The sequence below is a fragment of the Sphaerospermopsis sp. LEGE 08334 genome (assembly GCF_015207205.1).
In the GTDB taxonomy this organism is placed as follows: Bacteria; Cyanobacteriota; Cyanobacteriia; order Cyanobacteriales; family Nostocaceae; genus Sphaerospermopsis.
Genome location: NZ_JADEXH010000027.1, coordinates 57450 through 80232 on the forward strand (window position 1 = coordinate 57450; position 22783 = coordinate 80232).

21 protein-coding genes and 1 pseudogene are annotated in these 22783 nt (G+C 36.2%); 12 read left to right on the forward strand and 10 right to left on the reverse strand.

All coding sequences use genetic code 11. The features are described from left to right. Positions 1-4 precede the first annotated feature (4 nt). A pseudogene (locus tag IQ237_RS27045) lies at positions 5-601 on the forward strand (ABC transporter ATP-binding protein); the annotation flags it as partial. 243 nt (positions 602-844) lie between these two features. Then, positions 845-1243 (forward strand): TOBE domain-containing protein, encoded by a 399-nt coding sequence (locus tag IQ237_RS27050; RefSeq protein ID WP_375539908.1) that lies wholly within the window; start codon positions 845-847, stop codon positions 1241-1243. A gap of 166 nt (positions 1244-1409) precedes the next feature. Here the strand turns inward: IQ237_RS27050 and IQ237_RS15940 are convergent, their stop codons facing one another. The 3 genes from IQ237_RS15940 to IQ237_RS15950 all read right to left on the reverse strand — a co-directional run bounded on the left by IQ237_RS15940 (position 1410) and on the right by IQ237_RS15950 (position 7315). Further along, entirely contained in the window at positions 1410-1796 is a 387-nt protein-coding gene (locus IQ237_RS15940; RefSeq protein WP_194056823.1) for a HetP family heterocyst commitment protein, read from the reverse strand. A 543-nt stretch (positions 1797-2339) separates the two neighbouring features. Then, positions 2340-2912, reverse strand: a complete 573-nt coding sequence (locus tag IQ237_RS15945) for a hypothetical protein (protein WP_194056825.1) — start codon at positions 2910-2912, stop codon at positions 2340-2342. 2009 nt (positions 2913-4921) lie between these two features. After that, positions 4922-7315, reverse strand: a complete 2394-nt coding sequence (locus IQ237_RS15950; protein ID WP_194056827.1) for a GH116 family glycosyl hydrolase — start codon at positions 7313-7315, stop codon at positions 4922-4924. 246 nt (positions 7316-7561) lie between these two features. On the opposite strand from IQ237_RS15950, the gene IQ237_RS15955 reads away from it, so the two are divergent. From IQ237_RS15955 to IQ237_RS15965, 3 genes are all read left to right on the forward strand, one after another. Beyond that, positions 7562-7807, forward strand: a complete 246-nt coding sequence (locus IQ237_RS15955; RefSeq protein WP_096570731.1) for a type II toxin-antitoxin system HicB family antitoxin — start codon at positions 7562-7564, stop codon at positions 7805-7807. 1 nt (position 7808) lies between these two features. After that, on the forward strand, positions 7809-8027 hold the full coding sequence (locus IQ237_RS15960; protein WP_194056828.1) for a type II toxin-antitoxin system HicA family toxin: 219 nt from the start codon (positions 7809-7811) through the stop codon (positions 8025-8027). An 83-nt stretch (positions 8028-8110) separates the two neighbouring features. Beyond that, positions 8111-8629 (forward strand): DUF29 family protein, encoded by a 519-nt coding sequence (locus IQ237_RS15965; protein WP_194056830.1) that lies wholly within the window; start codon positions 8111-8113, stop codon positions 8627-8629. A 311-nt stretch (positions 8630-8940) separates the two neighbouring features. On the opposite strand, the gene IQ237_RS15970 is transcribed toward IQ237_RS15965, so the two are convergent. Then, positions 8941-9222 carry a hypothetical protein gene (locus IQ237_RS15970; RefSeq protein WP_194056832.1) on the reverse strand — a complete coding sequence of 94 codons (282 nt, stop codon included), beginning with the start codon at positions 9220-9222 and terminating at the stop codon, positions 8941-8943. A 231-nt stretch (positions 9223-9453) separates the two neighbouring features. Between IQ237_RS15970 and IQ237_RS15975 the strand changes: the two genes are divergently transcribed. Then, positions 9454-9771: a flavoredoxin gene (locus IQ237_RS15975; protein WP_194056834.1), complete on the forward strand. Its 318-nt coding sequence runs from the start codon at positions 9454-9456 to the stop codon at positions 9769-9771. 18 nt (positions 9772-9789) lie between these two features. Next, entirely contained in the window at positions 9790-10314 is a 525-nt protein-coding gene (locus IQ237_RS26340; RefSeq protein ID WP_228020361.1) for a hypothetical protein, read from the forward strand. A gap of 84 nt (positions 10315-10398) precedes the next feature. Here the strand turns inward: IQ237_RS26340 and IQ237_RS15985 are convergent, their stop codons facing one another. The 5 genes from IQ237_RS15985 to IQ237_RS16005 all read right to left on the reverse strand — a co-directional run bounded on the left by IQ237_RS15985 (position 10399) and on the right by IQ237_RS16005 (position 15831). Further along, positions 10399-11223: a Uma2 family endonuclease gene (locus IQ237_RS15985; protein WP_194056836.1), complete on the reverse strand. Its 825-nt coding sequence runs from the start codon at positions 11221-11223 to the stop codon at positions 10399-10401. Between the two features lie 220 nt (positions 11224-11443). Beyond that, positions 11444-12100 (reverse strand): Uma2 family endonuclease, encoded by a 657-nt coding sequence (locus tag IQ237_RS15990; RefSeq protein WP_194056838.1) that lies wholly within the window; start codon positions 12098-12100, stop codon positions 11444-11446. 103 nt (positions 12101-12203) lie between these two features. Beyond that, on the reverse strand, positions 12204-13751 hold the full coding sequence (locus IQ237_RS15995) for an AAA family ATPase (protein WP_194056840.1): 1548 nt from the start codon (positions 13749-13751) through the stop codon (positions 12204-12206). Positions 13752-14141: 390 nt separating this feature from the next. Beyond that, entirely contained in the window at positions 14142-14438 is a 297-nt protein-coding gene (gene rplY, locus IQ237_RS16000; RefSeq protein ID WP_096570713.1) for a 50S ribosomal protein L25, read from the reverse strand. Positions 14439-14502: 64 nt separating this feature from the next. Next, on the reverse strand, positions 14503-15831 hold the full coding sequence (locus IQ237_RS16005) for an adenylosuccinate synthase (RefSeq protein WP_194056842.1): 1329 nt from the start codon (positions 15829-15831) through the stop codon (positions 14503-14505). A gap of 176 nt (positions 15832-16007) precedes the next feature. On the opposite strand from IQ237_RS16005, the gene IQ237_RS16010 reads away from it, so the two are divergent. Continuing rightward, positions 16008-17051, forward strand: a complete 1044-nt coding sequence (locus IQ237_RS16010; protein ID WP_194056844.1) for an adenosine deaminase — start codon at positions 16008-16010, stop codon at positions 17049-17051. Between the two features lie 110 nt (positions 17052-17161). Beyond that, entirely contained in the window at positions 17162-17923 is a 762-nt protein-coding gene (locus tag IQ237_RS16015; protein WP_194056846.1) for a hypothetical protein, read from the forward strand. 75 nt (positions 17924-17998) lie between these two features. On the opposite strand, the gene IQ237_RS16020 is transcribed toward IQ237_RS16015, so the two are convergent. Then, positions 17999-18325: a rhodanese-like domain-containing protein gene (locus IQ237_RS16020; RefSeq protein WP_194056847.1), complete on the reverse strand. Its 327-nt coding sequence runs from the start codon at positions 18323-18325 to the stop codon at positions 17999-18001. Between the two features lie 211 nt (positions 18326-18536). Between IQ237_RS16020 and mutL the strand changes: the two genes are divergently transcribed. From mutL to IQ237_RS16035, 3 genes are all read left to right on the forward strand, one after another. Continuing rightward, the gene (gene mutL, locus IQ237_RS16025) at positions 18537-20189 is read left to right on the forward strand and encodes a DNA mismatch repair endonuclease MutL (protein ID WP_194056849.1); all 1653 of its coding nucleotides are present in this window, start codon (positions 18537-18539) and stop codon (positions 20187-20189) included. A gap of 527 nt (positions 20190-20716) precedes the next feature. Further along, on the forward strand, positions 20717-21814 hold the full coding sequence (locus IQ237_RS16030) for a glycosyltransferase family 1 protein (protein WP_194056851.1): 1098 nt from the start codon (positions 20717-20719) through the stop codon (positions 21812-21814). Between the two features lie 191 nt (positions 21815-22005). Then, positions 22006-22719: a Uma2 family endonuclease gene (locus IQ237_RS16035; RefSeq protein WP_194056853.1), complete on the forward strand. Its 714-nt coding sequence runs from the start codon at positions 22006-22008 to the stop codon at positions 22717-22719. Positions 22720-22783 lie beyond the last annotated feature (64 nt).

Here is a 22783-nt window from a genome sequence, read left to right on the forward strand (position 1 = left end):
AAGTGTGAAGACACAGCAGTCATTACCAGAAAAAGAGGGTGCAGATAGTATTAATGTCCTCAGACGCATTAATTTAACCATTGCTGATGGTGAATTTATGGTGTTGGTGGGACCGTCTGGTTGCGGTAAAAGTACCTTGCTGCGGCTAATAGCAGGGTTAGAGGTGATGACTGGGGGTAATATTTGGGTGGGCGATAGCGCCAGCGCGCCCGCAGGGCTTCGCCTAATTAATGACTTACCCCCCAAAGCGCGAGACATTGCAATGGTGTTCCAAAATTACGCCCTCTATCCCCACATGAGTGTTTATGACAACATCGCCTTTGGGTTACGTCGTCGGTTGGGAAATGGTGAAACAATTTCTACCCGTAATTTTCGTACATGGGGAGAAAATCTACTTGTGGGAGTGACTAAAAAACTACCCAAAGGACTGCGTTATCTTTCTCCAAAAGAACGCACAATAGAACAACAAGTGCTGAATGTTGCCCAATTATTACAAATTGAAAATTTATTAAATCGCCTACCTAAACAGTTATCTGGAGGACAAAGACAAAGGGTAGCATTAGGGAGAGCGATCGCTCGGAATCCTCAAGTATTTTTAATGGATGAACCATTATCTAACTTAGATGCTAAATTACGGGCAGAAACTCGCGCCCAAATTGTTAAATTACAGCGTCAGTTGGGAACAACAACGATTTATGTAACCCATGATCAAACTGAAGCTATGACAATGGGCGATCGCATTGCCATCATGTCTGGGGGACAAATTCAACAAGTTGCCCCTCCTTTAGAACTATATAATTATCCTGCTAACCGCTTTGTAGCTGAATTTATTGGTTCACCACCAATGAATTTTATTCCGGTAGAATTTCATGCACCTTTATTAATTACCCATGCTAATTTTCGCTTTACCCTCCCAGATGTATGGGGAAAAGCATTACAAAAATACGATGGACAAACTGTAATTTTAGGTATTCGTCCAGAACACTTAATGTTAAGTGTACCAGCTACCAAAAATTTACCAGTTAAAGTAGATTTAGTAGAGAATTTAGGAAACGATAGTTTTCTTGCTGTAAGAATATATGACCCTGATTTACCAAATACAGATGGTCAAACTTTACAAGTACGAGTTCCTCCAGATAGATTTATCAGTTTGGGTGAGCAACTTTGGTTATCATTAGTTTCTGAAAAACTCCACTTTTTTGATCCAGAAACCGATTTAGCCATATTTCCCAAGAACAGGTAATAGGGGACTGGGGAGAAAAATTTTAGATTTTAGATTTTAGATTTTAGATTTTAGATTTTAGATTGGAGTTGACAAAAATCAATAATCCAAAATCCAAAATCCAAAATAAATAGCTCCTGACTCCTTGAACTTTGGTTCTGAAATTATCAACTATCATGATTTTTGGTTATGCCGGTTTCTTCTCCCTGTGGCTATTACGGACTTCTGCTTTTTGCTTACCCCCAACTTCCAGATAAGCTAAATCTTTAATTTTCTTGCTTAAGCTGCTAGGTGTTAAATGACTCTCTGACCTTTTCTCTGTTGGTGATGGAGCAATTTTCAAATTTTCATTCTGTTGAGGGTTTGAGCGACTATTGCGAGAGTTTTCTTTGAGTAGTCGGTTATAAGTACGGTAAGGAATGTAATGCAAAGGATTGTAACCAACAAACCGCAACATTAACACACAAGCCCAAGAATACTTACCAGCGAGAATTGCTTCTATTACTTGGTCAAACTGTTCGGGATTGATTTTTTTGTCAGGGAGTCCACTATTTCCAGCAATGTCTTGATTCATAGTACGTTTGAGTTTTATTTCAATGAGGTAAATTGTCGAGTTTCTTCGTGTTTTATTGTCAAGTGCTATTTACAACTGCAATACACAAACTGCAATATCAGTTCACCACACCAACATTTACCAGTTGATCGCAGGAAGATAATTGTTATCAATTGATAATTGATAATTGACAATTGTTTTATTCAAGGCTTCCGCCGTGAGCGTCAGCCGATAGCGTAGCGTGGCGTATGACTCCTACGTCGTCACGCAAGCTATAGCCATACGGTTGAAAACCTTTTGTTTTCAGGAGAAAAAAGAAAAATTTTCCTATTTCCCTATCCTCTCACTTCTAGGAGAGGTAATTGTCAATTTTCCATTTTTAATTATCCATTGTTGAATCTTCCCTATGCGTACCTTCACCCAGTAATTTTGGTTTGGTTGATGACTATTTGTGAAACAGTTGTTGAATTAATTACAGGAATATATTGGTAATAGACCAGTAGCAAATGTTGAAAAATATAGATTCACCTTTTCCACAGGCACATCCAGAAATTTTACAACTTCTCAGCAGTTCCCGTAATTAAGAGCAAAAAAGCTATTCCTAAAACTGCTCTGTTGTGTTCGCTGCATCCAGATACTGTGAAGCAAAGTTTTAGTTTTGGCAATTTTTACTGCTAACTGGTTCGTTGTCTGTAGGTTTGGGAGCAACTTCCATAAACTAACTTTCAAAACTAAGCTGCTTGGGGTTGCTTGTTCTGCTCTAGCTTTCATCTTCCCCAGTGTCTTAGTTATTAAAGTTGTGATTTGCGTTTTGATTTGCTTTCCTGGGATGTTACTGACTTTTGCTATCTTGCCTATACACTCCCACATCACAACTCTGGGTAAAAAATCTAATTTCTTCTCCCAAACTACATCAACAAAGGCTGAAAGTGCTTTATTCTCCCAAGATGTTGACTTGTTGCTTTTATTTTTAATTAATACGTCACTACTTTGGGGTAGGACTGATAAATTTACCGTTGGTGAAAGTACGAGACTTTCCCCGGATGCCTGACGAAAATGTAAATCAGAGCGTTGTATCCCTAAATTACGTCGTGGGCTTAGTGTTTCGACTGCATTTGACCTGATGATTTGTTTCATGACCTGACCTGTGATTGAAAACCTGACTGTTTTTAATCAAGTCTGTTTGCTGCTTTGCTGTATTGACCCTGTTGTACAGTTTTGTAACCTCGTCGCTTTGGTTGCTGGTGAAAGCAACTGCTATTGGTTACTTGTGTTCTGTGATTTTTGCTGACTCGTGAAAGAAAGAATAAAATTTACCATCTTTCTGTAATTCAGCGGGTTTAGTAGATGCAGTTGTGTCTTCTAAAAATTCCACAAGCTGTAATTCAATAGATGTTCCCTGAATATTATTGTATAACTAGCCGCCGAAAATTATTAAGTCTTTTCAGTAAAGTTTCATAATTTTCTAGTCAGCCAAGAAGATCATTCATATTGCCTTCTTAAAAGCTACATTCGTATTTATACTATTTTTTTTCGCTAATGTCATCTGCCACTTTGGCAGTCTTATAAGTTAAATTTACTGAATATCTCAGAATGTTCATTTAGGCAATGTGCAACTTTCACTTTTGTCCCATTTTTGTCCAAAAAATGGGGGGTAACACCCCTCATTTTATGAGGTTATCAAAGTTGATTATCTTGAATTTTCTGCCAATTCTTACTATTAACTAAATTCAAAAACCTTTATAAATTAAGCATTATAGAGAATTTTGCCAAAAAACAATACCGGATTTTTCATAAATTTCACTCTAGAAGTTTAGTGATTATATATTGTTATATGTTTTTCTTTTATATCTGATGGGAGAATCATTAGGGCTACACTTATTCTTAATGGCGGCTGGTAAATACATAGTAATAATTGTATATCAATAAGTCCGATCTTCTAAAAATTAAGTTATTGTTGATACTATTTTATGATATACTACATTTATCGTCTTTATCACACAAAGTTACACATAAAAAAACACCCATAAGCGGGTGTGTTAAGAGAAAAAGTAATATATTAAACCTGCATTTAATCATGTAATTTAACCGCTCAATATAAATTAAGCGTCATCAGAGAATTGTGAATTTATTGCCAGAAAATTTTGAGTTTTTGTGAAGTCAAGTAACTAAGTTGCTAGGGAGAAAAATTATCATGTCAATTTTATTATGTGTAAATGTAAATCGTTAATTATGATGAGTTTGTGTTTTAGAGATTCTGAAAAATTGATACTTATGTAATTCAGTAGGTGAATTTGGTGATATACAAATTTTGAGATTTGGGCAGTAATTCACATTGGTTTTTACTTGCCAATCAGAAACTAAAGAGCTATAATATAAATCCCTAGCACTGGAACTCTTTTCTATGAGTAACGGTGCTGTTGGTTGTGAACCTGAAACAATCAAAATCGTTGCTGCTGCTTTTGCTGACCCTACATAGACCTAGATTTTGTTTTGTACTAAATTTTGTACTATCTGGCTGGTTTTCAGTCAACGTTAAACAACACAATTAACCGCAAAACCTCATTGCATCTGACATTGGAGTAACTTTTATATTCTGGATGTCAACTAATTCTATCAGGGTGAGGTAGGTTTTACGGTTTTTATATTGAATGTTCATTTTTTCCATGTTCCTGGAGATAAGTTTTAAGTGGTTTTTGGATGCTTCAAAGTTAATTTTGAAGTATTCGTATTTATATATTCTTTTGTACAAAAATGCCCGCATTCTGATAACAAATTGTATCATTTATAGGCTTTCTTTGATGAAACAGGTGTTCAGGGCGTATTTTCAAACATGGGTATAGGGGTTGAGAACTTTCAACTATTACTATTACTGTTTTTTTCTCAGCATTCCGGAAATAACCAGAAAATAAAATCACATTTCTGCTGATACATTTTTTAACTATAAAAGATGTTTATTTACGACAAATCTTAAAAAAATCTAAAATTTTTACGTAAAGTTCTGAATAAGTGCTTGAGCGAAATGTTACCAAAGGATATGGGGAGGTGGGGTGATGGGGAGGGAAATAAATTCTTCCTTCTTCTTTCTCAATTCCTATGATCTTCTTACTGTCACCTGTCACCTATTCCCAATTCCCTCTTATACATTATTTAAAACAAAGATACACTGCCCAGATAGCCATTGGACGCAGATATGTACTAGCGCGAAAAGTACCTGCTGCGGTAATAGCTTCCGGGGTGCGGAACTGTAAACCGTTTTCATAAACTTGTTTAACCACCGCTTCAGTTATACGCAAACCTTCATTTTTCATTCCCATCTGTAGCAAAAATGCAGCTAAACCAAAATTAATACCTGTCCAAACTTCTAGGGGATGGGTAGCGTTGGGGTTTTCCGGTGAACCATCGGGAAGAACACCGTTTGCAGCGCCAAATTTTCCATTTTGGAACTTTAAAAAACAAGCATTATATATAGTTGTGAGAGAAGAAAGGGCGTTATCAGTGGGTACAATATCTGGTAAATTGAGTAAACGAGCGTAGAATTGCCCACATAACTGATCAGCCATCACCACATTAGAACCACTTTCACTATCCAAACGGTAATATTTACCATTCCAAAGCTTTTCTTGATAAATTGCTTTTGATTGATTTAACCAAGTTTGATAGATTGATTTTTGCGAAATTGTGTTTTTATGATCTTTGAGAATATCACAAATGGCGATCGCACTTTCCAAAGCTGCTAACCACAAACCACCACAATAAGCACTAACACCATTTAACCGCCAATCATCAAAAGTTTGATCAGGAGCGCCAGAATTTTCTGGTATACCATCTCCATCTAAATCAAATTTTTTCACATAATCGAGAGTTTGCACAATCGCATCCCAACATTCTGCTAAAAACTCAATATCATTTGCACCGGTAAACAGAAAATCGCGGTATACTTGCAATACAAAATCACAACCTAAATCTTTCCACAAATTGCAATCTTGATAAGCGGTATAATTAGTTTTTTCCCATACCCACTCATTGGGTGCGCCTAAGTCGTGGGGTGTAGCACCTGCTACTTTGCGGATAGCTTGGGGACTTTCGGCGTTGATGGTGAGATAATAACCGATAATTCTAGTTCTATCATCACTTTGGGGAATTGCTCTAGCAAATGCACGCATTACGGCTTTTTCTAGTTCGGGGAATAACATTAATAACCCGAAAGAACCGTATAACCGCACGTCTAAACTTTCATACCAACGGTAATCTAAACATTCTAACACCGCAAATTGGCCGATGGGGTCTTTTTCCGTTGCTGCACTCCAGAGAGTTCCCCCACTGGTTAAGTCGTAAAGTTCGTTAAATAAGGACATTTTCAACCAGTCGGGTAAGTCTTCTCGGTTTAAAATTGGTTGTTGCCAGTTTTGAATTTGCGATCGCCAATTATGATATTCTTTCAGTGCAGTAGTAGCAATTGGCCAAGCGTTATCACCACTACAACCAAAAAAGTCTGTATATCTGCGATTATAGTTTACACCTTCTGCAAATTCTGTTACTGGAAAATCCCAACTTAACACAAAAGGAACTTCTAAAGTTTCTCCTGGTTGTAAAGTGAAACGCACAGCAACAGCAGCACCTAAACGAGTATTTTCATCTGCGGGAGTTTCATCTAAATAATTAGATAAAGAACCATCTTTACTAAAAGTCTGCCAAATTTCTTCACCATTTCCTACAGTGTTAAAACGGGAATGATAAAATAATTCAACTTTGGAATTTTTTAAAGTAGCAATACACCAAGTTCCATCACCTTCTTGGGGAGTTTCATTATTAGTAACTCGACTTAAAACACAACCTAAATATTTATCATCTTCTGCTAACCAATTATAGTTATTTTTACTTTCTCCCCATTTTGGTTGATATTCATAAACAGGACTGCCATCATCTCTAATTTTTACTTCAGGAGATTTTAAAACATTGGTAAACCAACCTGCCATATTTTCCCAAGTTAGCATGATGCTAATAGTAATTGGTCGGTTAGTTGGGTTGTATGCAGTCCATAAAAAAACCGCTACAGGATAACTGGTTTCTTGGTAATTATTAGCCCAGATGGGTGAGAATTGTTCACAGGTTAATTGGACTGGAAAAACATTTTCATAGACAAACCAACTACGGGGATAAAGTGCATGATATGTTCCTGACCTCTCCCCCAACCCCTCTCCGTCCACAGAGAGGGGAGAAGGTGGGTAAAATTCCCAAGTTTGTAATGTATTATCTTCTGGGGGTTGGGTGGATAATGCGTAGGTTTTATCTGATGTAAAAATGCTAAATTGACAAGCAGGGACATTTTTAAATGTATGTTCTCCTCCGTCAATGTGCCATAAATTGAAGTCTCCGCGTGAGGAACGGCCGATACAACCTGCACCAAAACCACCTAATGGCATTCCGTGAAATGGTCCATCATCGAGGTTGCTGGGATAGCGAACTGTGTAGGGTTTTTCCCAACCTAAACCGATAGGACGTTTCCAGGTGTAGGGGGGTATTTTTGGGGTGTTCATGGTTTTGGGGATGATATTTTTGATGCTAATGCAGGGTAGCTGTTTATGTGGTTTTTTTCAAGTGGTTATAAGATTGTTTTTTTCTCACGCAGAGACGCAGAGGCGCAGAGAGGAGGAGAGGTTTTTATTTCGCGCAAAGGTTAATTTATAATTTTTAGGTTGGGTTATGGATAGGAATTTTAGGGTTTTTGTATGATAAAATAAGGAATATTTTTCTAGTGGTGAAAACTAAGGAAATAGTAAATAATGCTGGCAAGTTATATTGATAAAGCAATGGAATTGGCTGTTTATGAAATTATTGAAGATGATGGTACTTATTGGGGTGAAATTCCGGGTTTACAGGGCGTATGGGCAAATTATAAAACTTTAGAAGGTTGTCGGCGTGAGTTAAGAGAGGCGTTAAGTGATTGGTTGGCTTTGCGTTTACGTTTAGGGTTAGATATTCCTGTGATTGAGGATATTAATTTAAATCAAATTACACAATCTGTATAAAATGCCTAGATTAACTCCTGTTTCTTGGAATTATTTAGTAAAGCGTCTGCGTGAGTTGGGTTTTGAAGGACCCTATGCTGGTGGGAAACATCCACAAATACGACGGGGTGATTTAACTGTAATTATTCCTAACCCTCATGAGGGTGATATTAGTGTCGGTTTGTTATCCAGGTTGTTACGACAGGCTGGAGTTTCTAGGGAAGAATGGTTAGGAGGATAGAATAATGTTAAGCAAATTAGAAGATAAATTCTTGAATTTTGCTATATTAAATGTAGTTGAGTTAATTTGAGGTTAATACAAATATGACACAGGAATTAATAGACCTCAGAAGTTGTATCTTAGAACAGCGTTATAACGATGCTTTAGCTATTGTTGATGAGTTGGAGGGGATGAGTAAAAAAGCAATTATACAACAAATAAAGTCTTTTTTAAAGATTTTACTAATACATCTAATTAAAAACCAAATTGAACAACGGCTAACTAATTCTTGGGCTGCTTGTATTAGAAATGCAGTGGTAGGAATTCAAGATATCAACTTAAAAGAAAATAAAAAATCCTATTATATTAATGTTGATGAATGGGAAGATTTAATTTTAGAGGAAGTTATAGAGAAAGCTATTGCTGATGCTAGTGATGAGGTTTTAAATGGTGCATATAATCAATTTCAATTAGAGGAAATGATTGATAAAACGCAGTTGATAGCAAAAGGTTGTCAATTTTTAAGTTTGACTTATGAACATTCTGCGAAAAGTTTACCGAAAGCGATAGCGGAGGTTTTAATACAGTTACCAGGTGGGGAAAGTTGGTTTTATCGTAAGTAGATAACCCGACTGGGAATTCATTCCCAGTCTAATAGCAAAAGTCATCTAAAGATGACTAAAAATGCCAAAAAATTGATAGTTTACTTTAGTAAACTTTAGCTATTAGCCATGATAGCGTAGCGTGGCGTAAGCCATAATTCATTTCATGGCGGGTGTGGAAGATAACAGATAAGGCATTTTTTGTTTAAGTTGATACCAATGAGTAATGCTAAACCCCTACGAATTATAATTTTTTACTTGGTGAATAATCTTAATTTATCAAAGAAGTCGGGTATCTGGTTATTAGTAATTTTATCATTTAATTAAATGTTCTATAGATCCTTCCATGCTTCGTCTTCCTCTGGATCAAGCCAAATTTTATTTAATGATGATTCACTCATTGCTAAAAATTGTTTCACTAATATTTTATCATCATCTATATCAACAGTTTGTAAATTTTTAACTACTTCTAATGGCAGTCCAGTTAGTTTGACGATAAAATCTAAATCAATACCTTCTCGTAACATATTTACAGCAACTTGGGTTAAACCTTGCTGTACACCTTTTTCCCATGCTTCCTGTAATGTTTGCGCTGGAATTGATAGGTTGTTCACATTCTTTGTATTTATGTAGTTATATTTTTGGAACTTGATTATATTGTAGCATAAGAGGATAAAAAATGTAAGGTTTAGCGATTTGTAAAAATTGGGAAGATTTGATAAACTAACCAGCCTAAAAATAAGCCTAATGAAGATGCGCCCATTAGAACTAAAAATTTATAATCTTTGCTAGAATATTTACTGGTAAAGTAATTATTGCGTATATGATGATTAAAGTTAAATTTTGTGGAAAAAATACCAGATGAAGCCTTAGTAGTACGAGGAGGCCGCAACCGTCCAGAAGATATCCAAATGGGAATAGGTACTCATTCCAGTGGAATAACTGGAATTTCCGTACAATGTGAGGTAGGATTATCAATAGAGGAATTAGTAAAATTTATCCCTCATGGGCAAATAGGTGTTACAACAGTAGGAGATGTTCGCAACGCAGGTGGTGATGTAATCAGAACTTCTGGAAGAGGTTATCACGCAACATTAACTGGTTTAACTCCAGAACAAATTAGTAATCTGCTCACACCTACAATTCCTAAACCAAAGCCATAATATTTATAGAGATTACCAATGAACATACCAGCTAATTCTTTCAACTCTCCAGACAATAATAACCAACAAATTCTGAATAAACAATTGAGAGTTTTTGCAGACTTTAATAATGCTGACGAAGAAGGTCATCTGCGGTTAAATTGTATTGGCGCAATTGAGGATTTAGCACGGCAAAAAATTGAATTAAAAGATGGTCAAATACTAACTTTTTATAGCGAAGATTTAGAAGTTGAAGGAAGAGTTAAACATTCTCCAGAAGATAATTTTTGGGTTGCGGTGATTGATTGGGATAATATTAGAGAAATAGAAGATTTACCTAAATTGATAGATGTACCTAAATTGATGGAAAAATTGCGTGCAGATAATCTCAGTAGAAGACCCAAAAGAAGAAGAACAGTAATAGTTAAAAAAACTAAAAAAATACAAAATTCTACTGTGGAAGCAGCTAAGGGATTAAAAGCATTAAAAGAAATATTTGAAGAGGGAATTATTACAGAAGAAGAATATCAAAGCAAACGTCAATCTTTAGTTAATAAACTTTAGAGAAATTGTGTTAATTATTTTTGTTAATAAATATCCCCGACTTCTGAATTTTATCTTTTATAAATGAAGTCAGGGATCTGAGTTTTAATCTATCTCAGGTTCTACACCTAAAGCACGCAGTTGGGCAATTAATTTTTCTGTTTTTTGTCTTTCCTGTTCTGCACGTTGTTTTTCCTGTTCCGCACGCTGTCTTTCTATTTCCGCACGTTGTCTTTCTTGTTCCGCTTTTTCTCTTTCTTGTTCTGCGGGAGTTAATACCCAATTACCATTTTGATCATACCATCGTAACCAAGGCATTTGTACATTTTTATAGCTACCTTCCCAAATTCCTAAACCTAATTCTAACCCAGGAATCCAAAAACGAGAATTAGTGTCTGAAGGTGTCGATCGCAAGGTTTCAATATAGCGATCGCCTGTTAATTCAAACATCCTAAATTCTGATTGATAACGATCAAATATGGCATAATAAGGTATCCTTAAAATCTTTTCGTAAACTTCCCATTTACCAGGAGGTTTTTCCACATCTCGCAATATTTGACCTAAATCTTCTTTTTCTGTTCCTGGTGATAATAACTCTACCACAATATAAGGATTCACAGATTCTTGCCACACTACATAACTTAACCGCAAATCTCTTTTTTCATACAAATAAGGAACACCCACAACCGCAAACCAATCCGGGCGTTTATACCACAATGGATGACGAGAATCAAAATACAGATTCATGTCACTCCCGGTAAATATTTCCTCTTGTTTATAATTAGGAGGAAGAAATGTATCTGCTAATAATTGTGGTTGCAATAAATGAAATTGATCTGGCAAACCTTTCTCCTCTGGATCTTCGCTAGGCAGATCATACATTGTGGGTAATGTTTCTTTTGCCGCTAAAGGCGGATCTGTTTGATACATTTTTGAATATCCTGAATATCAAACTTTTATATTTTAATTATACTCTGTATTTGATGTTTTTACTATTTGGTGTAGTCTGATTTTATAAAATCTAAATATTCACAGACAATTTATCAATAACCATCCTGTAAATCCTCAAATCCTGGACATCCTGATTCAGACAAAATAATTACGAATTATCCTGTAAATCCTCAAATCCTGGATATCCTGATTCTGAAATTTATTTAATATTTTCTATTTGTGTTTTTAACCAACTCCGAAAATTTCTAATCATTGCCACTTCACCCACTTCTAAACTAGCAGCTAAAAATTTAGGAATTTCTGTATTTAAAGGTAAATTAGCAAAAGTAGGTGAACCATTACAAGGAATATATTTACCATCAGATAAACTATAAATTTGCATTACAGGTTCATCATAACGCCACACTTCAGGAACACCTAAAGCTAAATAAATCGGTAATTTATCAATAGAAGAACTAGCATAATCAACTTCTATCACTAAATCTGGTGGGGGATCTTGAGTTAAATCTAAAGTTTTTTTATTTCTCATAATTGGTTCGTTTTGAATATAGAAACTAGAATCAGGTTCTACACCTCTAGCTAAATCTTCCCGTTTACAAGTTAATGAACCAGTGCTTTTAACGTTGAGATTTAATTCTTCAACTAAAGTATCAATGATCTTTTCTAGTAAGCGTTTATTATGTTCATGGGGCATTAATGGAGTCATAATTTCTAAGATTCCCTGATTATAAGTAAACCTGTTATTGCGAGTATCACCTGTTTCTAATAAAATCCTTTCAAAAGTATTCCAAGAAATATTATTGAGGATGATGCTATTGGTGTGAGTGTCGCTGTGAGTAGGTGCTAGAGTTACCATAGAAATTCACCTCGCAGTTTTAATTATCCTATTATATCACTTCAGATAATAGGAAATAGCAGATAATAGGAAATAGGAAATAAGGAATCAAAGCAAATTCTAGCTATCTATCAATACCAAATTCTTTTAATTGTTCCTCCAGTGGTTGAGTTGTATCCAAGATTTTAATGTAGGGTTGTTCTTTGTCTGTGAATGGTTCAGCTTGGTTGAGTTGAGATACCAATAAATCAGCGGTAGCATCAGCAATATCACCGGTACGGTTAACAAGTCGCTCTTGCAATACTTCTAATGGTGCGGTGCAGTGGAGAATCTGTAAGGGTAATTGATGTTGAGTAGCTTGATTAATCGCTTGCTGGCGTAAGTGTTGACGGTCATACTTGGCATCTAAAATCACATGCCAACCTTGATTGGCCAGTGTAATTCCTAATGTTAACAACCGTTCATAAGTCTTTTGAGTCATTTCTGGTGTATAAATTTCATTTCCACCACGTTCTAATAAAGGAATACCTGCTAAATGTTTCCGCACTGCATCAGAACGCAAATGAACTGCTCCTAGTTTACGAGCTAAATACCTAGCAGTGGTACTTTTACCAGAACCTGATAACCCTGACATTAAAATTACTTGTCCTTGTTTGGGTTTAGTATACTCCCAAGCTTGACGATAATATGCAGATGCTGTTTTTGCGGCTTCTTCTTTCACATCTGCGGGTACACTAGGATCATCTAATAAAAATGATGTCACCTTTGCCCGCACATAAGCTTGACGACTTAAATATAAAGGTAATACCTGTAACCCTGCCCAGTCTCCAGTTTGTTCAACATAAGCATTTAAAAAAGCATTTGCTAAATCTTTCCGCCCTTTTGCTTCAATATCCATTACCGTAAATGCCACATCATACATGACATCTACAAAGCGAAACGACTCATTAAATTCTATACAATCGAATAACATGATTTTATCATGCCAAAGAGCAATATTTCGCAGGTGTAAATCCCCGTGACATTCACGGATGTAGTTATTGGTAATTCTGCTAGTAAATAATTCTGGATTTTGGTTAAAAAAGTTATCTGTATATGCTTTTGTTTCTGTAAACTGTTGCTGGGTTTGAGGACCACCAATATACTTTAAAGTTTGGTTATAATTCTCATCAATAGCTAAATGCACTTCTAAGACTTGTCCAAAACTGCGAATGTAATCATTTGTCTGGGACTTTGCATGGTATTCAGATACTACCCGTCCTAATTCCTGCAAGTGCATTTCATTTAACTTACCCTGGGAAAAAAGTTCACTAAATAAAGCATCTTGGGGAAATTGACGCATTTTCAGCGCATATTCGACAACTTCTCCCGTTCCCGCTAAATGGTATTGTTCTCCTGTGCAGGTAATAGGTAATACTTGCAAATACAGTTCACCTGCGCCCCGCTGATTTAAACGTAACTCTTCCTGGCAACAATGTAACCGCTTTTCTAATGTGGAATAATCTAAAAAGCCAAAATTTATAGGTTTTTTCAGTTTATAGACATATTCTCCAGTTAGTAACACATAAGAAGCATGAGTTTGAATCAGTTGAATTGGTTCTGTTACCCCATGAGGATAAAATCCTGGTTGTAACATTTGTTCAATTAAAGCTGGAAGATTAGCTTGTGTCATAATATTTATACCAGTGTTGGATGTTGGATGTGGGATTTTTGGATGTGGGATTTTTAGCCGCAGATAAATACAGGTCAACCTAGACAAGTAAGAAGTGGATAGATCCCCTACTTCTTAAAGAAGTCGGGGATATGGGTATTACGTTTTTAAGGTTGAGTTACTTATCAGCGAAAATAATTGTAGCTCAGATATAGCAGTTGCCACAGTAATTAGAACAGTCCTAAATTCTGTAACCCCCATCAGACAAGAGTTTTGTTTAAAAGCTGACTGCTATATTAACCCTGATAGCTTAACAAAAAAAACCAGGGGTTTAACCCTGGTTCATTCAGCAATTATGACAAAATTTAAGTGCTATTTAAGTGCTATTGAAGATAAAATGCACACCATCTTTTAGGCTTTAGCAGCAAAAAAACTGAGATGGTAAGGTGTACCCTTGGCTGGGTGAATTTGAACTTCGCGGAGTACGGTTTTACCAGTCCACTGAAGTTCAGGAATATTGAGTTCAATTTCGGTTTTGTTGGGAGCAGCTTGTTTGAGCAAGCGTTCAACGGTTTTTGCATCAACTACTAAAGAAATTGATTCCGCACCGTTGTGTCCGTACAAATTCGCGGGGATTAAACCAGAACGTCGCAAAGCATTGGGCTTGCTACCTTCTGGACGTTTGTGAGATTCTAATGCGATCGCCATACTACTCTTAATGTTTTAGTGGTTGGTTGTTAGTTGTCAATTGTCAATTGTCAATTGTCAATTATTAAACTGGTGTACCATTTGGGTGCAACAGTGCGCGTTTTGGTCCGTGAATTGGATCTTCTACAATGATAGTTTGATCACGACTTGCTCCCAAGGAGACGATCGCGATCGGGACTTCCATTAATTCTGCTAAGAATTTCAGATAGTCCAATGCTTGCTTTGGCAAGTCTTCCAAGGTACGGCATTCAGTGGTTGGTACTTGCCATCCTGGTAAGGTTTTATAAATCGGACGACAACGGGCAAACTGACGGGCGCTGGTGGGGAAGTGATCACAGCGTTGGCCATCTATTTCATAAGCCACACAAACTTTGATTTCTTCTAACTCGTCGAGGACATCAAGTTTGGTGATGGCCATACAATCCATACCATTAATACGGACTGCATAACGCCCAATCACGGCATCAAACCAACCACAACGGCGCTTTCTACCTGTGGTTGTGCCAAATTCTGCACCGCGATCGCCCAATAAATCACCAATTTCCCCATCTAATTCTGTGGGGAATGGTCCTTCACCTACTCTAGTGGTATATGCTTTGGATACCCCTATTACCCGATCTATCATTGTCGGTCCAAGACCCGTACCCACGCAAGCACCCCCAGCTACAGGATTAGAAGAGGTGACATAAGGATAGGTCCCATGATCTAAATCCAGTAGAGTTCCTTGTGCGCCTTCAAACAAAATGTTACGTCGTTTTTGCACCGCATCATATATTTTTATTGATGTGTCCACCACAAAAGGACGCAACCTTTCTGCATAGCCCAAATACTCCTCAATTACTTCTTGGGGGTCTAGAGCAGGAATATCATACAATTTTTCTAAAATTGTGTTTTTATAATTTATTGTCCATTCTAACTGCTCACGTAATCCAGCCGGATCCATCAAGTCTAACATCCTGATGCCTGTCCGTTCTGATTTATCCGCGTAGGTAGGACCTATACCTCTACCAGTCGTGCCGATTTTATGCGTTCCCCGGCGTTCTTCTGATGCCTTATCAATTAACCTATGGTAAGGCATGGTAACATGAGCCGTCTCTGAAATCAGCAGATTAGCAGTAGAAATATTTAGTTGTTCAAGTTGTTCAAGTTCTTGTATCAAAACCTGTGGATCAATAACTGTCCCACAGCCGATGATACATTCGGTATCTGGATACAATATACCAGAGGGAATTAAGTGCAGTTTAAATGTCTGACCTTGGACTACTATTGTGTGTCCAGCGTTAACTCCTCCCTGGTAACGTACCACCACATCTGCGGAGCGGCTGAGTAAGTCAGTTATTTTACCTTTTCCTTCATCGCCCCATTGAGCGCCTATGACAATGACGTTAGCCAAGAGATTATATTAAAGGGTAAAGTTTCCACAAATATCAATTATTAGCAGTTTTTTTAGCTTTTGTCAATAACTTTGTGACTGATGACTGGGTACTGGTGGTTGGTAAAATTATTAATATATTTTTTATTTATAAATTTTGTTACAATTAATAAAATTTTTATCTAAAAGTTACCATTATGGCCTTATACGCTGAGTTACATAGACACCTGGGGGGTTCTGTTGTCCCCCGTGTGTTGTGGCGGTATTTTCAGCGCCATGCTACAGATTTAATTTCTCAGTTTGCTGAATATTCTGAATTTGAGGATTTTTACACCCGTCCCCGCAATACTTTAGATGAGTATTTAGAATTGCATACTTTAGTGGAAAGTGTGCAAACTGTGGAAACTTTGCCTTACTTTATCTATCGCTTGTTGCGTGGCGCGTATATCTTTGAAAATTTGGCTTATTTAGAATTGCGTTATACTCCCTATTTACGCACTCCTGAACATCTAAATCAAAATGCCAGAATTGATAAGATGGCGGAAATTGTGGAAATTGTGGGTAAAGCGAGTCATTCTTTAGAATATCCCATTGTTAATAGTCAAATTCTCTGTATGCACTCTCGTTTACCTTTTGAGGTAAATAAAGCTATTGTGGATTTAGCAGCACAAAATAGAGAATATGTTTGTGCGGTGGATGTGGCAGGGGGCGATCGCATTTATGGGGAAAGAATGCCAGAATGGATTAGTTTATATAACTATGCCCGTTCTTTGGGTTTGAAGACTACCGGACATCTTTATGAAACCAACGATGGTTGTTATCCCGAACTTTTACCTTATTTAATGCGAATTGGTCACGGTATCCAAATTCCTTTACTTTATCCTCAATTATTACCAGATTTAGCCAGAAGAGGACAATGTTTAGAAGTTTGTCCCACGACTTACTTAAAAACAGGAACTTTACAGGATATCCGGCAGTTAAAATTGGTTTTTGATCGATGTTTTGAAGCTGGGGTTGATATTGCCATCTGTACTGATAACGCAGGTTTACATAATGTTCGTTTACCTTTTGAATATGAAAATCTGCTGACTTACGACATTATTAATTTCCAACAACTTCAAGCCTGTCAAGATGCTGCATTTCGCCATGCTTTTGCTTGGCCTCATGCTCAACATCCTGCATCTTTGTTAAGTGGTTTATTGAAACCTGAATTGGATAAGGTTTTGGCTATGAAAGACTAAATTTGAATTTTGTATATTTTGATTTTCCCCCGCATTGTTGTGGGGGATTTTTATTGAATATGGGCAAAAATATGATATAAAAAAGACATAAAAGCCAGCATATAGGGAATATGAAAGTTATTCAAGAAAGCCAAAACCAGATGACGTTGCGTTTACGTCCTTGGTTTCTCTGGATATTTTGTTCTATCTTAGGTTCAAGTGGGTTAATAATGCCTCTTTTTATTGCCCATGCACATACTTTTAGTTGTCGCCGTCAAACATCTACATTAGGAACTTGTCAAATTTCTATCGTTGGACTTTTATCAAAAACTGAGAAAGAAATAGCTTTGAGTGATATCCAAGGAACTGAAATTAAAACTTTCAAAGATAGTAAAGATAATTGGCGATCGCAGGTAATTCTATTAACTAAAGATGGAGAAGTTCCCCCCATAGCTAACACATCTCCTAATGATGTGACTGTCAAAACCTGGGCTAAAGAAATTGAAGCTTTTTTGCAAGATTCTCAAAAACAAGAATTGTTAATTGAATATGATTATCGTTTACTTGCTTACTTATATGCTAGTGTATTTGTAATTGCTGATTTATTAATAGTTATTTTCCTGGGTAAAGTTCTGATTTGCCATATAGATAAAACATTAGGAACATTAACTCTGGAATATCAGGGACTATTTGATAAATCACAAAAAGAATACAAAATTCGTGATATTCAATTTATGACTGTGCAAAAAACCAGCAGTAAAAGTGGTTCTACTTATAGAGTAGCTATGGTGATGCAATCTGGTGAGCAGATTCCATTTACCTCTTATTACACTTCAGGATTGCATAATAAGCAAAAAACAGTTGAGAATATTAGTAGATTTCTGGATTTATAACTCATAAAAAAGATTGAGATTCCCAACTTTTTTAATAAAGTCGGGGATCTCATCTTAATTGATAACTGTTAACTGTTACACACCTTCTGTAGCGCCTCCTACTGTTTTCCAAGCGTCTAGGCCACCTTGAATAACACAGACATCTCTAAACCCGGCAGCGCCTAAAATACTAACTGCCAGATTAGCATGGGTATCATGGTCGCCATAAACGTAGATTTGGCGTTGTTTATGCAAGCTGGTTTTTGCACGGTCGGCTAAGTCGTTGAGGGGAATGGAAATAGCACCTGTGATATGACCGTGGTTGTAGGTATGGCGATCGCGTACATCAATAATTGTAAAGGCGGGTTGACCCCATTCTAGACGCGATATTAATTCATTAACATCAGCAACTAAATTACTCATTGGCGTTTTTAGTTTAAGACTTTACCAGCAATCTATCAAAAATACTTTGAAAATTCGGTTTTTTTGACAATTTATCTAAAATTCTTTAGAGATGTTAACTAAAATTATGATTACAGTTTATAAGCCTAAAATAAACCTAAATATTGTAAACTAATTATCTATACATCCCGACAATTTTTAATCTTTAATTTTTAATTTTCAATTCTGGAACATGGCATCTACAATACAATCTTTACCTACAGAAGTCGTATATCTGATTACAGCAGGAGAAGTAATAGATAGTTTTGCTTCTGTGGTTCGGGAATTAGTAGAAAATTCCTTAGATGCTGGTGCAACGCGCATTGTAGTTTCTTTATGGCCGCAGCAATGGCGAGTGCGTGTAGCTGATAATGGTTGTGGCATGAATTTAGATGATTTACAACAAGCGGCAACAGCACATACTACCAGTAAAATTCATTCTTCAGATGATTTGTGGAAAATTAAAAGTTTAGGTTTTCGTGGAGAAGCGTTACATAGTTTAGCAACTTTAGCATATTTAGAAATTTTTAGCCGTCCTGTGGGGGGAAATGAAGGATGGCGGGTTGTTTATGGAAATGATGGGAAAGTTATTAAAACGGAAGTAGTAGCGATCGCTTCTGGTACTGTTGTTACTGTTGATAATTTATTTGCTAATTATCCTGCACGTCGTCAAGGTTTACCGAACGCCACACAGCAAATGAAAGCTGTACAAATAATCATTCAACAAATTGCTTTATGTCATCCTCATATTACTTATCAAGTTTGGCAAAATGATCGGGAATGGTTCACTATTTGTCAAACTGCAAGTCCAGGTAAATTAATTCCGCAAATTCTCACCCAAATTAAACCAGGTGATTTAAAAGAATTAAAGATAGCAAGACCCAATCCGCAATCTACAATTAACTTAGTAATTGGTTTACCAGATAGATGTCACCGTCATAAACCTGACTGGGTAAAAGTAGCCATTAATGGCAGAATCATTAAATCACCAGAATTAGAACAAACGATTTTTTCAGCATTTCATAAAACCTTACCACGCGATCGCTATCCGGTTTGTTTTTTACATCTTACCATTTCCCCTGATCAAATTAACTGGAATCGACACCCTGCTAAAACAGAAATTTATTTAAATGAAATTAATGCTTGGCAAGAAAAAATTAGCGAAACAATTAATCAAGCATTCTATATTTCTGAAGCTAATTTAAAAGATTCAGTTCACACAACTAGAGTAAGTAACTTACTTAAAGTTGCAGAAAAAAAAGGTAGTTATAACTTTAGTTCTAAAAATGCAGATACAAAAACACAGAATTACTTAAAAGCCGTTGCCCAAGTGAGCAATATGTATATTGTTGCCGAACATCCAGGAGGAATGTGGTTAGTAGAACAACACATTGCTCATGAAAGAGTTTTATATGAAAAAATCTGTGATGAATGGGAAATAGTGCCTGTAGAAACACCAATTATTCTTTATCAATTATTACCTTCTCAGGTTGCTCAATTACAAAGAATTAACTTAGATATTGAAACTTTTGGAGAAAAACTTTGGGCTGTACGTACAGTTCCCACAATGTTAAAAACACGGGAAGATTGCGCCGAAGCATTATTAGAATTAAGTTTAGGAGGAGACTTACAAACCGCCCAGGTTGCTGTTGCTTGTCGCAGTGCTATCCGCAATGGTACACCCATGAGTTTACCAGAAATGCAGCAATTATTAGATGATTGGCAACGTACCCGCAACCCCCAGACTTGTCCTCATGGTAGACCAATTTATTTATCTTTGGAAGAGTCTGCACTTTCTCGGTTTTTCCGTCGTCATTGGGTAGTTGGTAAAAGTCATGGTATTTGAGGAGTCAGGAGTCAGGAGTCAGGAGTCAGAATATTTGCTTGTATCTCGTTATCTCGTTCCCAGTTTCTAACTGGGAATGCCATCACAGAGGCTCTGACTCTGATATTCTCAAGACAGAGACTTGAAAATTCATTCCCATACAGAGTATGGGAACGAGGAAAAACGAGGAAAAAAGTAACTACTTAAAATCAGAATTTTACTAGATTACACGGACTTTAAGCAGATAAATTCACAGGCTGATATTTGTGCTTTTTGTGAGTTTTCCTGATAGCTAATAGCTGACGGCTGAATGCTTACTTAATTACGAAAGAATTATGAATTTTCCATAATGATTTTGTATAACTTTCCTGTCTACACAACAAAGTATAGAAAATTGAAGCAAGGCTATTTTAGAAAAGGCCGCTGAGAAATAAATAAACAGCTAATACTTAGACCTCCAACTTAATTTGATAGTTTGGGGTTTTGTGTCTTAGTGTTTTTTTTATTTCAAAAACTTCGGTAAATTCTGATCAAATTCCTGAACTTAGATGACTGTAATTACCGCTCTTGCTAATCAGTATTATCTCTACATCCGCAAAGATCAAAAACCTGTTGCTTGGGATATATACGATCCTAAACCACCAATTGATTTTGCCTTAACCACTTATTTTGGTAAAGTATTTCAGGCAATAGAGAAAAGTTCTCTTATCAGTGGTTTAGTCTTTTATGTCACTTGGAATGAAATTGATGAACTACCATCTTATGGGCAAAATGTTGTAGTTTTTGTCCTTTGTGATGAATGGTATCGCATACCCAAGTATGCTCACAAAGTCAGGGCAGTATTTAAGTGTATAGGCACAAATTCCATTCTCGGATGTAACCCTATTTTACAACCTTCATTATTAAATCTACTGACACTAATTCAATTTTTCAGAATATTAGTAGTTGGTGTTCCCGGTAGGGTAAATTATTACTGGCATAAATTCAAAAGTTGGATATCAGGTAAAGGAAAAATTCCCCCTATCTATGATATTCCTTTGGGATACTATAACTCTCAGGATTTACCGATTAAAAACATTGCAGACCGGCTTTATGATACTTACTTTTCTGGAAGTGTAATTCATAGACAATATCCGATCTGGTCTTTAAAATCTTGGTTAGGAACTCCCAAAGCATTATCTAGAAAATTGATGTTATCAACTTTAAAGAAATTTCAACAAAAAAATCCACAATTTAAAGTAGAATTATCCATTACTGGTGGTTATCACAATAGAACTCAAGCAGATGAACGCAGCTATTGTGAAATTATGATGGATACAAAAATCTGTCTTGTTCCTAGAGGTACATCTTTTGAAACCACACGTTTATTTGAGGGGATGAAATATGGTTGTGTTTTAGTCACAGAAGCTTTACCTTCTCGATGGTATTTAGAGGGTGCGCCGATGATTAAAATAAAAAATTGGCAAGAATTACCAAAGGTGTTAAAAAATCTGTTAGAAAATAAAGAACTGATGGAAGAAATGCACTATAAATCATTAATTTTTTGGCAAAATAAATGTTCTGAAACTGTGGTTGCAAATTATGTAATTGAAAAGTTGAATAGGGAACTTTTTGTAAATTCTGGGGTTAATTTAGATCCACCATAGTTTGATTTTAGATCCCCCCAACCCACAATAACAGGGGGGATAATAAGAATAAATTTATAGCAAATTACAGATCAGCGAGATACAGCATTTAAGTTTAAAGCCAGTCACTAAGCCAGTTTTCCTCTTGCCTCCTGCTGTAATTAACCCAGAATATTATATAATATGATCTAAAGAATTTGTTGGAGAAGCAAATGTTATTAAATTATAATCCTAGACATTGCTTACCTTCTGCGGAAGATTTACCAGACTCAGACGACACACCAGTGGATAATCAATTACAACATTTAATACCAGGACTTTTAGAAGCTATTCTCGCATTAATTTGGTCAGAAAAAATGGATTGGTTTTTTGGGGTAGATATGGGAATTTATTATGATCCCTATCAACCTGCAATTGTTCCTGATGGTTTTCTGAGTATCGGAGTACCAAGAATTATTGACTCGGATTTGCGGTTATCTTATGTTTTATGGGAAGAACAAAAACTACCGATTATGGTATTAGAAATAGTCTCACAAACTAGGAGAGGAGAATATACACAAAAGAAACAAGAATATGCTGAATTAGGAATTTTATATTATGTAATATATAATCCTTTAAGGAAAAGAAAACCCCGGTTAGAAGTTTATAAACTGGAAAATGGAGAATATCAGTTATTAAAAGGTGAACCAGTCTGGTTATCAGAACTGAATTTAGGAATAGGGAGAGAAGAGGGAAAATATCAAGGAATTACCAGAGAGTGGTTATATTGGTTTGATGAAACAGGGAAAAGATATTTAACCCCAGAGGAGAGAATTTTAGCAACACAAAAAGAGTTTGAAGAACAATTAGAACAGGAACGTCAACGCAACCGACGTTTAGAACAATTATTGAGAGATGCGGGAATAGATCCAAATCAGCATTTTTAGTATTATATCCTCGATTTCTTGAAGACTTGAAGAAGTCGGGGATCTGAATAGTAAAATTCTATAA

Coding starts and splice junctions, on each gene's coding strand:
- IQ237_RS27050 (WP_375539908.1), top strand. CDS start 845: ATGAATTTTATTCCGGTAGAATTTCATGCACCTTTATTAATTACCCAT.
- IQ237_RS15940 (WP_194056823.1), bottom strand. CDS start 1,796: ATGAATCAAGACATTGCTGGAAATAGTGGACTCCCTGACAAAAAAATC.
- IQ237_RS15945 (WP_194056825.1), bottom strand. CDS start 2,912: ATGAAACAAATCATCAGGTCAAATGCAGTCGAAACACTAAGCCCACGA.
- IQ237_RS15950 (WP_194056827.1), bottom strand. CDS start 7,315: ATGAACACCCCAAAAATACCCCCCTACACCTGGAAACGTCCTATCGGT.
- IQ237_RS15955 (WP_096570731.1), top strand. CDS start 7,562: ATGCTGGCAAGTTATATTGATAAAGCAATGGAATTGGCTGTTTATGAA.
- IQ237_RS15960 (WP_194056828.1), top strand. CDS start 7,809: ATGCCTAGATTAACTCCTGTTTCTTGGAATTATTTAGTAAAGCGTCTG.
- IQ237_RS15965 (WP_194056830.1), top strand. CDS start 8,111: ATGACACAGGAATTAATAGACCTCAGAAGTTGTATCTTAGAACAGCGT.
- IQ237_RS26340 (WP_228020361.1), top strand. CDS start 9,790: ATGAACATACCAGCTAATTCTTTCAACTCTCCAGACAATAATAACCAA.
- IQ237_RS15985 (WP_194056836.1), bottom strand. CDS start 11,223: ATGTATCAAACAGATCCGCCTTTAGCGGCAAAAGAAACATTACCCACA.
- IQ237_RS15990 (WP_194056838.1), bottom strand. CDS start 12,100: ATGGTAACTCTAGCACCTACTCACAGCGACACTCACACCAATAGCATC.
- IQ237_RS15995 (WP_194056840.1), bottom strand. CDS start 13,751: ATGACACAAGCTAATCTTCCAGCTTTAATTGAACAAATGTTACAACCA.
- rplY (WP_096570713.1), bottom strand. CDS start 14,438: ATGGCGATCGCATTAGAATCTCACAAACGTCCAGAAGGTAGCAAGCCC.
- IQ237_RS16010 (WP_194056844.1), top strand. CDS start 16,008: ATGGCCTTATACGCTGAGTTACATAGACACCTGGGGGGTTCTGTTGTC.
- IQ237_RS16015 (WP_194056846.1), top strand. CDS start 17,162: ATGAAAGTTATTCAAGAAAGCCAAAACCAGATGACGTTGCGTTTACGT.
- IQ237_RS16020 (WP_194056847.1), bottom strand. CDS start 18,325: ATGAGTAATTTAGTTGCTGATGTTAATGAATTAATATCGCGTCTAGAA.
- mutL (WP_194056849.1), top strand. CDS start 18,537: ATGGCATCTACAATACAATCTTTACCTACAGAAGTCGTATATCTGATT.
- IQ237_RS16030 (WP_194056851.1), top strand. CDS start 20,717: ATGACTGTAATTACCGCTCTTGCTAATCAGTATTATCTCTACATCCGC.
- IQ237_RS16035 (WP_194056853.1), top strand. CDS start 22,006: ATGTTATTAAATTATAATCCTAGACATTGCTTACCTTCTGCGGAAGAT.